Below are 14,557 nucleotides of genomic sequence, written 5' to 3'. Positions count from 1 at the left end.
ATGAAACCTGATTGTTCAAAATGTTTAATTGAATATAAAGATGTCACACTTTCTTATGGCTATTTGGACGTGGTTAAGCATGCAAGTTTTACCGTGCACCAAAAAGATTTTTTAAATATCGTTGGACCAAATGGTGCAGGTAAAACGACCTTAATTAAAAGTTTAATTCATCAAATTAAACCAAAACATGGCGAAATTATTATGCAAGATTTAAAAATGGGCTATGTACCTCAAAAATTAACAATCAAAAGAAATATTCCTTTAACAGTATTAGAGTTTATTTATACAGGCTTTACTAAACAAAGTTTAATCATTTCTAAAACAGATAAAGCGCTTATTTTAGATTGGTTAATCAAAATGAAGTTAGATAAATCACTTTTAAATGAAAAAGTAAGTCACTTATCAGGTGGTCAGCTACAACGTGTTTACTTAATAAGGAGTTTAATCTCTAATCCAGAAGTACTTATATTAGATGAGCCTGCCAGCGCGCTTGATCCTAACTTTAGAGAATATTTTTATGAACTTATTAAAGACATTAGACGGAATAATAATTTAACAATTATTCATATTACACACGATTTAACGGATGTCATATTAGAAAATAGTTTAGTCATGTATGTGGACCAAGAAATTAAATTTTTTGGTACATACATTGACTACAACAAATTTGAACACGAGGGCCACCATCATGACTGATTTATTAATGACCTTAAATATCTTAAAATATGGTATCATGATCGTCTTACTACTCGGTCTTACTGCTAGTTTATTAAGTCCTTTTGTTGTATTAAATGACCAAAGTTTAATAGCTGATGGATTAAGTCATGTGAGTTTTGCAGCACTTGTTGTAGGTATCTTTTTTATCGATAACCCATTTTATATAGCAATACCGATTGTTGTTGTAGCATCTATATTTATTAGATGGCTTATTAGGTATACAAAAATCCATGCAGATAGTGCAATCGGTATTGTTTCTAGTGTGGGTTTTGCAATTGGTTTAATCTTAATTAGATACACAAATTCAAGTATAGACTTAGAAAGTTTAATATCCGGTAACTTATGGTTTAGAAGTGAGGTAGATCTGTATTTAACACTTTCTTTACTTACGTTAACAACATTATTTATTGTATTTAGCTATAGAAAGCTCATTAGTATTACCTTTGATTATGAACATGCGAAATTTAGTGGTATTAAAGTTAATGTATATAACTACATTTTTGCAGCATTAACTGGTGTCTTTGTAGTGATTGGCGTACGTAGTATTGGGGTTTTACTTATAACAAGTTTGCTGATATTTCCTGTTGTAATATCTAATTTGTTTGCTAAAAGATTTCCAGATCTTCTAATTATTGGAAGTGTGGTGTCAATATTAGTAATTAGCATAGGACTAATCCTAGCACACATTATGAAACAACCTGCAGGTAGTGTAATCGTCTTATTATATACACTTGTGTTTCTTGTATTATTTCTGATTAAAAAAGTCATTTTTAGGAGGGCTATTTAAATGAAGTTAACAACTAAACGACAAATGGTGTATGACACCTTAAAAAGGGCTAAAAAGCCTCAAAGCGCTGATGACATCTATAACACCTTAGGTGGAGAAAAACTTAATTTGTCTACGATTTATAGAACATTGGAAATATTTCATCAAGATGCACTTGTTTCTAGAAATTACTTAGATAATACTGCATATTATTATTTAAATGAAGCGGAACACCACCATTTCATGGTGTGTGAGATTTGTCATAAGAAATATGAGTTTGATTGTCATATCGATGGTTTAATTAAAGAGATTAAAGAAACTTACGGATTTGAAGTTCAACATCACGATTTAAATCTTTACGGTATATGTAAAAACTGTCAAGGATAAGATTGTGTGAAGTTTTGACAATCGAAGTTATTATAAAACAATAGGCTTTACAATTTAGTGTGAATAGGTTATAATTTCAACATGTATCTTATGTACCGTATAATTAACTAATATTCGGTAGTTAAGTTTCTACCTTAGTTCCGATAAACTAAGACTACGTACATACTCCTTCTTAAAATGAATTAAAATAAACATTCAATCCACCGCTAAAGACGGTGGATTTCAATTACTGAGGTATAGGATTTTAAGTTATTTAGACAATGTAATGATATTTTAAGTGTTAAAATAGTAGTAAACGGAGGTTAAATATGAAATTATTAGAACCAATTAAGGTTAAACACACAGAGTTTAAAAACCGAGTGATGATGAGTCCTATGTGTATGTATTCTGTAGAAAAACAAGATGGAGTAGCTACTGATTTTCACTATGTACATTATGTTACAAGAGCAATCGGCGGTGTAGGTTATATTATGCTTGAGTCTACTGCGGTACTACCTAATGGGCGTATTAGTTATGAGGATTTAGGTTTATGGGATGATAAGCATATAGAACCACTAAAGAAAATTGTTGATGAAGTCCATAAGTATGGCGCAAAAATTGGAGTTCAATTATCCCATGCAGGTAGAAAGTCTCGTACAGACAATATTGTATCTAGTACAAACGTACCTTTTTCAGATAAGTATTTAACCCCAAAAATGTTAGATGAAGCAGGTATTAAGGAAATAGTTAAAGCATTTGGAAAGGCCGCACGTCGTGCACATGAGGCAGGCTTTGATAGTATTGAACTTCACGGTGCACATGGGTATTTAATTGCACAATTTATATCTGATGTCACCAATCAAAGAATAGATAAATATAAAGATGGCACTTTATTCTTAAAAGAAATTATTGATGAAGTATTACTTTGTTTTCCAAAAGAAAAGATACTTCAAATTAGAGTTTCAGGGTATGAATACCATGATCTAGGAATGACCCCTTATGATTGGGCAAGTATTTTAAATAGGTTTAAAGATAAAATTGATATCGTAAATGTATCAAGTGGTGGTATTCTACCATCACCTGTTAAAGACTATCCAGGATACCAGCTACCTTATGCAAAGATTATTAAAGAAGAAACAGGCCTAATAACGATAGGTGGTGGGCAAATTAATGATCCTTATCTTGCAGAAGGCGCGATTTTAGATGGGACAATGGATATGGCGTATTTTGGCCGTAAATTATTAAAAGAACCATATTTTATATTAAACTTAGATGACCAATTATTACCTAAACAATATACAAGAGCCAGGGGTCTTATATCCGAATAAATTATAAAGGAGTAAAACACATGATTATTGGATTAGTTAGAGAAGTAAAGGATAGCGAAGATAGAGTCGGGTTAACACCGGATGCTGTTAGAGCTTATGTTAAAGCAGGTCATACTGTTTTAGTTGAAAGTGGTGCAGGTAAAACCTCAGGTTTTAGCGATGCAGCATATAAAAAAAGAGGTGCTCTAATTATAGAGAGTGCAAAAGAAGTTTGGCGTAAGTCAAAAATGATTATTAAGGTTAAAGAACCGGTACGTAGTGAGTATCCACTCATTAGAACCGGTCAAATAATTTATACTTATCTGCACCTAGCAGCAGATGAGCCTTTATTAAAAACATTACTAAAAAAACGCGTATCAGCAATTGCATATGAAACAGTACGTGATGAAACAGGGCTCCCATTATTAAAACCTATGAGTGAGGTTGCAGGTAGACTATCTGTTTTAGAAGGTGCTAGATTTCTATATAAAAACAATGGTGGAAATGGGTTATTAATTTCTGGTGTAACAGGCGTAAATCCTGCAAAGGTGACCATCATAGGTGCTGGTGTTGCAGGTACTGCAGCACTTCAAAATGCTTACGGATTAGGTAGTGATGTTACCATATTAGATATTAATGAACAAAGATTAAATGATTTAAAACAAATGTATCCTAAATTAACAACACTTATTTCAAATGAAGAAAATATTGTTGCTTCTTTAAAAGATGCAGATTTGGTTGTTTCAAGTGTCTTATTACCAGGTAAAAAGGCGCCTAAGATTATTAAAAAAGCATATTACAAAGAAATGAAGAAAGGTGCGGTGATTGTGGATATTGCAATTGATCAAGGTGGTTCAACTGAGGTCAGTAGACCAACCACACATAAAGAACCGGTCTTTAGATTTTCAGGTATTACACACTACTGTGTAGCAAATATACCGGGTATCGTGCCTAGAACATCAACAATTGCACTAAACAATGCAACTTTAAAGCTCGGGCTAGAGATTGCAAATAAGGGTTTAGAAAAATCAGTAGAAGAAAATCCTTCAATCAATGAAGGACTCAATACCTATAAAGGATACATCACTCAAAAAGATGTAGCAGAAAGTTTTCATAAAGAATTTATAACATTTGAATCCTTAAGATAAATAAAACCGTGTAGACACATTGAGTCTACACGGTTTTTTATGTCTTATTATGAGATATTTTTAGTAACTTGAAGTTCTTTTGGTACAAAGTCATCTTCATTACCTAAATTATCAAATACCGCAAAGGTAATATATGTGATTACAGAAAAGTGGATCATGTACTGAGTATTATCAAGTAAGCCATGAAGTTGACTTAATACATAAGTTAGTAAGAATGCAGAAACGGCCTTAAAGCGAATATTTTTTATAAAGATACGGCCGATACAAACAAATTGATAAATAAGCGCTCCAATGCCTACAACACCACCGGTTGCAAGTACTTGGAAAAAGGTTGAATGGTAAATAGTAATACGGTTTTGTGCTTCACCTAGTATCCATATTTGGTTATACCATCCGGTACCTACTATGGGGTGTTTTAAGAAGGATAACCAAGCAGAGTCTTCATGGAAGAACCAAAGGGTGAGCCTGCCACTTAACATGGAGTCTGGATTATCAAAATCAATAGTTCCAAAGAAGGAGTCCCATATTTGTTGTACAGTAGGTAAAAATACTAGAAGGATAATTCCACAAATTACTGCAGTAACTAATAAGTTAATAAGTTGTCTCTTATTACGTTTAAATACTGCATAAATAACCGTACCTACACCAAGGACTGAGACTGTAACCATAGAACCTCTGGCATTAGACACATAGATCCAAAAAGCAGAGAAAGTTAGATATAACCAAGGAAATAGTTTGGTAGGGTATTTATATAAGTAATAGATAACACTTGCAGAAAATAATACCAAGTGGATGGTTAAATCATTCATATTACCCCAACCTGGTACACTTCCTGTACCAAGATTAAACATGTTCATAAAATCTAATGTGAAGTCAGTACCTTCCCAAGCTAGAAAACCATCATACCACATTAAGATTATCTGGAATGTTAACATAAGGCCTGTTAGCATAAAGATACGCATTAAATAGTGTAATTGATTACCTTCAATGGTATTAGCATAATATAAGTAAATAATTAAATATAGTACACCTAATAAAGATAACATAAAACCTACAGGAATAAAGGGTTTTGAAAATTCTGGTAAGATAAAACTAATAGATACGATAATCATAGAAGCACCTAGTGTTTTAAGTTTAAAATTTGTTTTAAACTTAATCACATGAACAATCATACCTATAATGATTAAACCAATATTTAAAAATCCGATGAAAGCTAAATCAAAGGTGTCTAAATTTATATTTTGGATACCTAAAGAAAATACCATACCAAATATAATTGGTAAGGTATATATAGTATTTTTATAAAAAAATGATATTAGAAAAAATGGAACACTTAACAAAAATAAACTAAAAAAGGAGACCACTATTAAGTGTTCTGTAGGTATGAAATATCTGTAAGACCAAATCATAAATGATATAGCTATCATTAAGATTGGGAATATACGTCCACCTAATTGTTTTTCAATTTTTTCTTTCAAGTGTGTACCTCATTTAAATTTTATTCAGTAATAAAAATTATAACATAAAAATCAGAATCTTAAGTCGTAAGTAACATAAGATTATGCTTCATTTTATAAACCTTGTTCAAGCATAGCTTGATAAATACGTTTGAAGGATAAAATATTAGCACCCTTAACTAAATTTTTATCATCGCCATAGCTTTTTGCTGTCTCATACATGTCACTGAAAATACGATTCATTATGGTTTGTAGTTTTTGATCAACTGTATCAAAATCCCAATAAGTATGTAATGCATTTTGCTGCATCTCAAGTCCACTGACGGATACCCCACCTGCATTACAAGCTTTACCTGGCATGAATAGAATGTTGTTATCCATAAAATAATGAGTGGCATCTAAAGTGGTTGGCATATTTGCACCTTCTGCAAGTAGCATAATACCGTTTGATACTAACTTTTTAGCATCCTCAATATCTAATTCATTCTCTGTTGCACAAGGTAGTGCAATGTCACAGTTAATTTCCCAGATACGTTTAGGGTTTTCAGCAAAAATAGCAGATGGATACCGTAAAGTATAATCCTTAATCGATAAATTATTCTCTTTAATATATTCTAAGTAAGATACATCAATACCAGTTTCATGGTGTATCACACCATCAATAGAAGACATAGCAACCACTTTAGCACCCATTGCTTGTGCTTTGTAGCCTGTATGTAAAGCAACATTACCACTACCTGATATAATAACGACTTTGTCTTTTAAGTCGGTATTAAAATATGTTTTTAATGCAGCAAGTACCATGTAGATTAACCCGTAACCTGTAGCCTCTGTTCTAGCAAGTGAACCACCATATTTAGTGCCCTTACCAGTAAATACACCTTCATGTTTTTGAGTTAAACGTTTATACATACCAAACATATATCCAACGGTCTTTTGAGAAACACCTAAGTCTCCAGCTGGAATATCCATGTTAGGACCTAAAAATTTATGTAGCTCCATCATGTAGGATCTACAAAACCTCAGTAGTTCTGCATCACTTTTATGTTTTGGATCAAAATCAGCTCCACCTTTAGCCCCGCCTAAAGGTATACCCGTTAAACTGTTTTTAAAGGTTTGTTCAAACCCTAAGAACTTTAAGATGGATTCATTAACTTTGGGTGTAAACCGAATACCACCTTTATAAGGTCCTAGTGCTTGGTTAAACTGTACTCGGTAACCGGTATTAACGTGTCTAGCACCTTTATCATCTTCCCATGGTACTTTAAAGGTGATGATACGATCTGGCTCTACAATGTTACGGATAATATTTGTTTCAATGATTCTTGGATCCTCTCCAATAACATCTGAAATGGATTCGAAGAATTCATAAACAGATTGAAGGTATTCAGTTTGATAACTATATTTTTTGTGTAATTCATTATAAATAGATATTAAGTGTTCATGCATCATAAATGAGTTAGCTCCTTTATCGTTATATCTATTGTATCAAATATCAAATAAAAAGAGTTTATAAGCGTCTAAAAAGAAAGAAGCCTAACCATAATGGCTAAACTTCTTTAGTCTAAAACTTATTTTTTAGGTGCTAAAATTTTATTTAATTTAGCAAAACGAGGTAACCCGTTTACTTTTTCTAATTTAGTTTCACCTTGGATTAATGGTAATGCATAATCAATAAAGTCTTGAGTTAAACCTTTTCCATCAGGTAAGATCCACTCTAGTGGTACTTTACGTTCTGCGTTAGCAACAATCTTTAATGGAAGTAGAGGATACTTCACTTTGTATTTATCCCCAGGAACTCTTTGGATACCTACAAATTTGTTTGTTGTACCATTGATTGCTTTTTTAACAGCAATTTGTCCAACTTTGAATGCTTCATTGATATCTGTTTGAGATGCAATGTGAGCAGCTGATCTTTGTAATAATGAAAATTCAATAGCACGAGTTTTAACACCGAATTTTTCACCTACGTGGTTTGCAAGTACACTTGCAGTACCACCTAAGTTCGCATGTCCGAATGCGTCACGAGCGATTTCTGTTTCATATTCAGGGATGTATTTACCTTCAGCAGTTTTAATACCTTCTGATACAACTACAAATACTGATTTACCAGTTTTTAGTAAGTCACCTACTTGGTTGTAGAATTTGTCCATATCAAATGGAGTTTCTGGTAAGTACATTAAGTCTGGTTTAACACCACCAACTGAAGCAAGTGCAGCAGCAGCTGTTAACCAACCTGCATTTCTTCCCATAACTTCAACAATAATGAATTGTTGTGTGTTATAAACTGTAGCATCTAAGTATAATTCCATGATAGAAGTTGCAACATATTTAGCTGCTGAACCATATCCTGGTGAGTGGTCGATACCTGCTAAGTCGTTGTCAATTGTTTTAGGTACGCCAACAACGCGCATTTCCCAACCAGCTGTTTTCATAAATTTAGAAATTTTTAAACATGTATCCATTGAGTCATTTCCACCATTATAGAAGAAATAACGAATGTTATATTTTTTAAAGATTTCTAATAATTTATTGTAGTCTGTTGGATCTTTTTTGTAGTCTTTTAATTTATATCTTACAGAACCAATTGCAGATGAGGGTGTATATTTTAATCTTTCTAGTTCTTCAACATCTTCTTTTCTAATATCGTAGAAGTTTTCATCTAAGATACCTTTAATACCGTGTTGAGCACCATAGATTTCTGTAATCTCATCATGCTTTAAACTCTCTAAAAATACACCTGCAGCTGAGGCGTTAATCACTGAGGTTGGACCTCCAGATTGTCCTAGTAGCGCAGCACCAACTAATTTTTTCATAGTATACCGTCCTTTTTATTATTTATTAGTAAAATTCCACTAATAAGTTTATCAAAGAATACCCTATATTGCAAACACTTAAGCGTTAAATGTTCAATTATTGCAACATTTGTCCTAAGAAAGTGTTTAATTCTTGTAAATTGTTGCAAAACAGACTCAAGATTCCCATTAATTTAGAATTATTTATTCATTGGAAGAAATATTCATGATTTTGCACATTTTCTTAAGTAAAACATGATATAATATGTAACGGCGTATAAGGAGGTGTGACATATGAAGATAGCAGTTTTAACTTCTGGCGGCGATGCACCTGGAATGAACGCAGCAATTCGTGCAATTGTGCGTGCAGGTATTGCAGAAGGTCATGAGATGTTTGGTATTATGGATGGTTACAGAGGTCTTTTAGAAGATCGTTTTATCCCTCTATCTGCCAAAGATGTTTCAGGTATGTTGAGCATTGGTGGTACAAAACTTGGTACTGCAAGAGTATCTGAGTTTAAAGAAATACCGGTTCAAATGGTAGCAATCGATAATCTACGTAATCGCGGTATTGATGCTTTAATCGTTATTGGTGGTGATGGTAGTTATAGAGGTGCACAAGCACTCCATGAACTAGAATTCCAAACCATAGCTATTCCTGGAACAATTGATAATGACGTTTATGGAACAGATTATACAATCGGATTCCATACTGCATTAAATACAATTGTAGAAGCAATTGATAAACTAAGAGATACATCATCGTCACATAGACGTTGTAGTATTATTGAAGTTATGGGTAGAACATCAGGGGACTTAGCATTATATGCAGGAATCTGTGGTGGTGCTGAGTTCATTATTACACCAGAAAACCCAATTAATAAAGATAAGTTAATTTCAACATTAAAAAAACATAATGAAGAAGGTAGACGTCATGCCATCATCGTTGTAACTGAACAACAATTTGATGTGCATAAACTTGCTGCTGAAATCTCAATTAAATCTGGATTTAGTTCACGTGCAACCGTACTTGGTTACATCCAAAGAGGTGGCACACCAATTGCTGAAGACCGTATCTTAGCATCACGTATGGGTGCATTTGCAGTCGATATGCTTACAAAAGGTGTAAGTGGACAATGTGTTGGTATAAAAGATGATAAACTAGTAACATCACCATTATCTGATATCATCAACCATCCAAAAGAACGCGTTGAACTATATGATCTCATTAAGAAATTAAGATAATAACAAAAATAGAATATATGAAAGGTAAAAAATATATGAGAAAAACAAAAATTGTTTGTACATTAGGGCCTGCATCAGAAGATAAGGCAGTTATGACACAACTTGTTAAAGCTGGTATGAACGTAGCACGCTTTAACTTTTCACACGGAGACTATGAAGAACACGGGAAGCGTTTAAAAACGATTCAATCTATTAACGAGGAGTTAGGCACAAATGTTGCTTACTTACTTGATACTAAAGGACCAGAAATTCGTACACACGAATTTGATGGTAAAGTAGAAATCCAAAAAGATTCAATCGTTAGAATCGCATTTACACCAGTATTAGGAAACAAAGAGAAATTCTCTGTTTCATATCCAGGGTTATTTGACGATATGAAAGTTGGAGAATTTGTTACTGTTGATGATGGTTACCTAACATTAGAAGTTATCGAAAAAGATACAAAAAATAACGAATTAGTAACTAAAGCATTAAATACACATACAGTGAAATCAAGACGTGGTGTAAACGTACCAGGTGTTGTTCTAAATATGCCTTTCATTTCAGAAAAAGATGCAAGCGATATTAAATTTGCTGCAACTATGGGATATGACTTTGTTGCTGCTAGTTTTGTAAGACGTGGTGAAGATGCACAAGCTGTTCGCGATATCTTAGATAACAACGGTGGTAAAGACGTTCAAATTATTGCTAAGATTGAAAACCAAGAAGGTATGGATAACCTAGATGACATTTTAGATGTTGTTGATGGTATCATGGTTGCACGTGGAGACTTAGGTATCGAAGTTGAAGGTGAATTAGTACCAATGTATCAATCAGAAATGATCGACAAATGTTTAGAATTAGGTAAAACGGTTATCGTTGCTACTCAAATGCTTGAATCTATGCAAAAAAACCCACGCCCAACAAGAGCTGAAGTATCTGACGTATTTAACGCAGTTAGAGAAGGAACTTCTGCAACTATGTTAAGTGGTGAATCAGCTGCTGGTGATTACCCTATTGAATCAGTTAAGAAAATGGCAAGTATTGATTCAAAAGCCGAATCAACATTAGACTATGAAGTGTTCTTAGATGGTTACTTCATGGGAGATTCAAATATTGATGCAATCGCTCAATCAGCTGCTAAATTAGTATTAGAGTATGAAGTAGATGTTGTTATAACAAATGGTGTTGAAGTAGCTAAATCTTTTGCAGCTTACCATACACAAGCAATTAACATTGCTGTTGTAAAAACTGCTAAAGAAGCTAGAGCATTAGCACTACACTTTGGTGTATACCCAGTATTAAGTAAAGATGAAGCATCTAAGTTCTTAGATAAATTAGGTTTAGTTGAAGGTGACTTTGTATTAGAAGTAACTAATAGTTCAACAAAATTATTAGAAATTAAATAAAAAAAACATGAATAAATAAGCACATCAAATTTGATGTGCTTTATTTCTCATTAATGGGGGTGTAGAGATATTTTAGGCGGCATATATGATAACAAATAAGGATTTAAAGTATTTAAAAAGGGCGGTAGAACTTGCTAAAATTGCACTTGATAATGGTGATCAACCATTTGGTTCGGTTTTAGTAGGTCAAGATGGGCAGATACTTTTTGAAGACCACAACCATGTCAAAGATGGTGATCATACAAGACACCCGGAATTTGAAATTGCTAAATGGGCAATGCAAAACTTAGATTTAGAAGATAGAAAGTCTGCAACTGTGTATACCTCTGGTGAACATTGTCCAATGTGTGCTGCAGCACACGGATGGGCAATGTTAGGGCGTATTGTTTATGCATCAAGTTCTAAACAACTAACTACTTGGTTAAGTGAGCTAGGTGTTAAAACAGGTCGTGTTAAAACATTGAAAATAGAAGATGTTATAACAGATACAATAATTGAAGGACCGGTTGATGAACTCTCAAAAATAATCAAGCAATTACATGTTGATTACTATAAAGATAATGTTGAGTAAAACTTTGATATAATAATGACATAATACATATTCAAGTAGAGTAGGGGGATATTGACTATGTTGATGCTTAAAGAAGTGAGTAAAGTATACAATACTGGTGATGAAGATGTACTTGCATTAAATCAGTTAAATATAATGTTTGATAAAGCTCAGTTTGTTTCAATACTTGGTCCATCTGGTTGTGGTAAAACAACATTATTAAATATACTTGGTGGATTAACTAGGTTTAATAAAGGGGAAGTTTTTATTAACGGTTTATCTACAAGTCATTTTAAGGAAGATGCTTGGGATAGTTATAGAAACCATCAAGTTGGCTTTGTTTTTCAAAGTTATAACTTAATAGAACATATATCGGTATTAGCGAATGTTGAACTTGCACTTTCACTAAGTGGCATAGGGAGTAAAGAAAGAAGAAAAAAGGCTAGAGAAGCTCTGATTAAAGTAGGATTAAAATCCAAACTAAATAAGAAGCCAAAACAACTCTCTAATGGTCAAGTTCAAAGGGTTGCGATTGCTAGAGCACTTGTAAATGATCCGAATATAATATTAGCAGATGAACCAACTGGTGCATTAGATACCGAGACAAGTATACAAATACTAGAATTACTTAAAGCATTGTCTAAGGATCGTTTGGTTATCATGGTGACACATAACAGTGAATTAGCCAACATTTATAGTGATAGGATCATCCGTTTACTGGATGGACGAATCACTGAGGATATCCTATTAAAGGATTCAAATAAACCACTGGTTTTAAAGGATGTTCATTCAAAAACATATATGAATTATATAACTGCTTTAAAACTCAGTTTTTTTAATTTGATTAAAAAAGTTGGTAAAACTGTAATGTCTGCCGTTGCTGGGGGCATAGGTATTGTTGGTATTGGTTTAGTAATTGGTATCTCGATGGGTTTTTCCAAATATGTTCAGATCGTACAACTTACGTCAAACACGAATACGCCAGTTATTATAGAAAATAAAACAGTTATTGAAGCATTTCCAGATCCGGATAATCCTGCTATCCCTCGTCCACAACTGTTTCCTCATAATCAGTTATACATTACTTCTCAACAAACATCGCCACCTAGAATTTTTGAAGAAGTTACAAATGTTATTACACCGGAGTATTTAGCATATCTAGAAAACATGGATCAAAACCTATATCATGATATTAAATTTTACTATGATATAACATATCCTACTTTTCTACGTAAAACTGAAGCAGATGAAATAAAAATCGTTAACTATAGTTTATCAAACACTGCCGATATTGGTGAAATACCTTATGAAGATCATGCATATATGACACAGATATTTGATGTACTTTATGGCAGATTACCTAGTAATACAGTCTCTATGGATCGCGTTGCTGAAGCAGTGCTAGTTATTAGTGACAGAAATCAATTACCTGATAACATGTTAAACAGATTAGGTTTTGATGGAAGTGATTATGAAAAACAAATTACTTTTTCAGAACTACTTGGTTTAGATATTAAGATTGCGCATAGTGGCATGATATATGAAGAGCATATAGACACACAACGATATCATAAGAAAAGTAATGCATCAATTTATGAAGATGATTTAATTATAACGCTTAAAATTGTAGGGGTTATACGCAGAAAACAAAACGCAGCTATTCCACAATATCAAGGTATACGCTATACATCTGCAGTAAATCGTTTTATATTAAATGAAACCAAAATATCTGATATTGTCATTAAACAACAACAAATTATAGATGATCATTTAGTAAATGATACAGTTTTATATTCTGTTTTAACGGGACTTGAAATAACTTTAGATGAAGCGATTGTATTACTTAGAACATTGGGCGTAGAACAAGATCCTTCTAGAGTGCTTATTTATCAAAAAGATGGCATTTCTAAAGAACAAATTAGAACGTATCTAGAAGCATATAATCAAAATTTAGATCGTAAAGATTACATACTACTTAATCAGGATAATACGGTGGATACTAGACTTGTAGATAGTACACTTTCATCTATTAATGTTGTATTAGTTATTATTGCAGTTATTGCACTATTTATATCTATTTCATTGCTTTCGATATTATCTTATATATCTGTCTTACAAAGAACTCCCGAAATAGGGATATTAAGAAGTATAGGTGCAAGGAAAAAAGATATATTCAGAGTGTTTAGTTCCGAATCTTTTGTTATTGGATTTGTCAGTGGGTTATTTGGTCTTTTATTATTATATGTTATGTTACCAACATTTAACACAGTTTTTGAGGGTGCTTTAAGGGTTCAACAATTGATAGTTATAGATTATTTAATGGCTTTTTATCTTTTATTAGGCAATATATTGTTATCATTAATGATTGGTTTTATACCTGCATATATTGCTTCAAACAAAGATCCGATAGAAGCTTTAAAATCAATTTGATTAAATTATGATTTAAACTTAATTAAAAAGTGGTTTTTCGATACGATTTTTTAGTATGTATGTTATAATTTTATATTATTTACCGTGTCTACTTGACAAGGGGCTGTTCACGTTAGATGATCAAATACAAAATACTTATTATATCATTGGAGAGTCTGAGGCTTCTGGTGAATTAAAGTTAGATGGTTTGGCTTATGGATTAGAAAACACTTTACTTATTAATGGTGGGGAAGAAGTTCAACCAATACTACCAGAAACACCAGGACAATATAAAGTTAAAATATATATCGGAGAAGAGTTTTATCTAGGGCATATTATTATTGAGGTCAAAGCATAAGGTTCATTTAGTAAGGGGATTAGATGAACAATAAGTTCTATAAAATTTAGG

General features: G+C 32.7%; 13 protein-coding genes and 1 riboswitch. Of the genes, 10 read left to right on the top strand and 3 right to left on the bottom strand.

The annotated features are described in order from the left end of the window. The 5 genes from IY230_RS06370 to ald all read left to right on the top strand — a co-directional run bounded on the left by IY230_RS06370 (position 1) and on the right by ald (position 4,304). The gene (locus IY230_RS06370) at positions 1 to 696 is read left to right on the top strand and encodes a metal ABC transporter ATP-binding protein (protein ID WP_196370801.1); all 696 of its coding nucleotides are present in this window, start codon (positions 1 to 3) and stop codon (positions 694 to 696) included. Beyond that, entirely contained in the window at positions 689 to 1,504 is an 816-nt protein-coding gene (locus tag IY230_RS06365) for a metal ABC transporter permease (RefSeq protein ID WP_196370799.1), read from the top strand. Before IY230_RS06370 ends, IY230_RS06365 begins: the two co-directional genes overlap by 8 nt. Continuing rightward, on the top strand, positions 1,505 to 1,870 hold the full coding sequence (locus tag IY230_RS06360) for a Fur family transcriptional regulator (protein WP_196370797.1): 366 nt from the start codon (positions 1,505 to 1,507) through the stop codon (positions 1,868 to 1,870). Between the two features lie 74 nt (positions 1,871 to 1,944). Beyond that, positions 1,945 to 2,047, top strand: a riboswitch (purine riboswitch). A 131-nt stretch (positions 2,048 to 2,178) separates the two neighbouring features. After that, positions 2,179 to 3,177 (top strand): oxidoreductase, encoded by a 999-nt coding sequence (locus tag IY230_RS06355; RefSeq protein ID WP_196370796.1) that lies wholly within the window; start codon positions 2,179 to 2,181, stop codon positions 3,175 to 3,177. A gap of 20 nt (positions 3,178 to 3,197) precedes the next feature. Then, positions 3,198 to 4,304, top strand: a complete 1,107-nt coding sequence (ald, locus tag IY230_RS06350; RefSeq protein ID WP_196370794.1) for an alanine dehydrogenase — start codon at positions 3,198 to 3,200, stop codon at positions 4,302 to 4,304. A 47-nt stretch (positions 4,305 to 4,351) separates the two neighbouring features. On the opposite strand, the gene IY230_RS06345 is transcribed toward ald, so the two are convergent. The 3 genes from IY230_RS06345 to IY230_RS06335 form a co-directional block, all read right to left on the bottom strand. Next, positions 4,352 to 5,782 (bottom strand): O-antigen ligase family protein, encoded by a 1,431-nt coding sequence (locus IY230_RS06345; RefSeq protein WP_196370792.1) that lies wholly within the window; start codon positions 5,780 to 5,782, stop codon positions 4,352 to 4,354. 93 nt (positions 5,783 to 5,875) lie between these two features. Further along, positions 5,876 to 7,213 (bottom strand): NADP-specific glutamate dehydrogenase, encoded by a 1,338-nt coding sequence (gene gdhA / locus IY230_RS06340; protein WP_196370790.1) that lies wholly within the window; start codon positions 7,211 to 7,213, stop codon positions 5,876 to 5,878. A gap of 119 nt (positions 7,214 to 7,332) precedes the next feature. After that, positions 7,333 to 8,577 (bottom strand): 6-phosphofructokinase, encoded by a 1,245-nt coding sequence (locus IY230_RS06335; RefSeq protein WP_196370788.1) that lies wholly within the window; start codon positions 8,575 to 8,577, stop codon positions 7,333 to 7,335. A gap of 273 nt (positions 8,578 to 8,850) precedes the next feature. Between IY230_RS06335 and pfkA the strand changes: the two genes are divergently transcribed. The 5 genes from pfkA (at position 8,851) to IY230_RS06310 (ending at position 14,506) form a co-directional block, all read left to right on the top strand. Further along, complete coding sequence (gene pfkA, locus IY230_RS06330) at positions 8,851 to 9,801, top strand: 6-phosphofructokinase (protein WP_196370786.1); 951 nt, start codon at positions 8,851 to 8,853, stop codon at positions 9,799 to 9,801. A 17-nt stretch (positions 9,802 to 9,818) separates the two neighbouring features. Then, the gene (pyk, locus tag IY230_RS06325; protein WP_269059433.1) at positions 9,819 to 11,189 is read left to right on the top strand and encodes a pyruvate kinase; all 1,371 of its coding nucleotides are present in this window, start codon (positions 9,819 to 9,821) and stop codon (positions 11,187 to 11,189) included. An 85-nt stretch (positions 11,190 to 11,274) separates the two neighbouring features. Continuing rightward, positions 11,275 to 11,760 (top strand): nucleoside deaminase, encoded by a 486-nt coding sequence (locus IY230_RS06320; protein ID WP_196370782.1) that lies wholly within the window; start codon positions 11,275 to 11,277, stop codon positions 11,758 to 11,760. A gap of 57 nt (positions 11,761 to 11,817) precedes the next feature. Then, positions 11,818 to 14,169, top strand: coding sequence for an ABC transporter ATP-binding protein/permease (locus tag IY230_RS06315; RefSeq protein WP_196370780.1), 2,352 nt, complete (start codon positions 11,818 to 11,820; stop codon positions 14,167 to 14,169). 55 nt (positions 14,170 to 14,224) lie between these two features. Further along, positions 14,225 to 14,506, top strand: coding sequence for a hypothetical protein (locus tag IY230_RS06310; protein WP_196370779.1), 282 nt, complete (start codon positions 14,225 to 14,227; stop codon positions 14,504 to 14,506). Positions 14,507 to 14,557 lie beyond the last annotated feature (51 nt).

Origin of the sequence: Acholeplasma laidlawii (assembly GCF_015709225.1) — a bacterium.
Taxonomy (GTDB): domain Bacteria; phylum Bacillota_I; class Bacilli_A; order Acholeplasmatales; family Acholeplasmataceae; genus Acholeplasma; species Acholeplasma laidlawii_A.
Note: the sequence above shows the minus strand (reverse complement) of the source record. Positions and strands in the feature narration are given on the sequence as shown.

Bases quoted from the DNA above. Each gene is read 5' to 3' on its own strand.
- IY230_RS06370 (WP_196370801.1), top strand. From the start codon at position 1: ATGAAACCTGATTGTTCAAAATGTTTAATTGAATATAAAGATGTCACA.
- IY230_RS06365 (WP_196370799.1), top strand. From the start codon at position 689: ATGACTGATTTATTAATGACCTTAAATATCTTAAAATATGGTATCATG.
- IY230_RS06360 (WP_196370797.1), top strand. From the start codon at position 1,505: ATGAAGTTAACAACTAAACGACAAATGGTGTATGACACCTTAAAAAGG.
- IY230_RS06355 (WP_196370796.1), top strand. From the start codon at position 2,179: ATGAAATTATTAGAACCAATTAAGGTTAAACACACAGAGTTTAAAAAC.
- ald (WP_196370794.1), top strand. From the start codon at position 3,198: ATGATTATTGGATTAGTTAGAGAAGTAAAGGATAGCGAAGATAGAGTC.
- gdhA (WP_196370790.1), bottom strand. From the start codon at position 7,213: ATGATGCATGAACACTTAATATCTATTTATAATGAATTACACAAAAAA.
- IY230_RS06335 (WP_196370788.1), bottom strand. From the start codon at position 8,577: ATGAAAAAATTAGTTGGTGCTGCGCTACTAGGACAATCTGGAGGTCCA.
- pfkA (WP_196370786.1), top strand. From the start codon at position 8,851: ATGAAGATAGCAGTTTTAACTTCTGGCGGCGATGCACCTGGAATGAAC.
- pyk (WP_269059433.1), top strand. From the start codon at position 9,819: ATGAAAGGTAAAAAATATATGAGAAAAACAAAAATTGTTTGTACATTA.
- IY230_RS06320 (WP_196370782.1), top strand. From the start codon at position 11,275: ATGATAACAAATAAGGATTTAAAGTATTTAAAAAGGGCGGTAGAACTT.
- IY230_RS06315 (WP_196370780.1), top strand. From the start codon at position 11,818: ATGTTGATGCTTAAAGAAGTGAGTAAAGTATACAATACTGGTGATGAA.
- IY230_RS06310 (WP_196370779.1), top strand. From the start codon at position 14,225: ATGTATGTTATAATTTTATATTATTTACCGTGTCTACTTGACAAGGGG.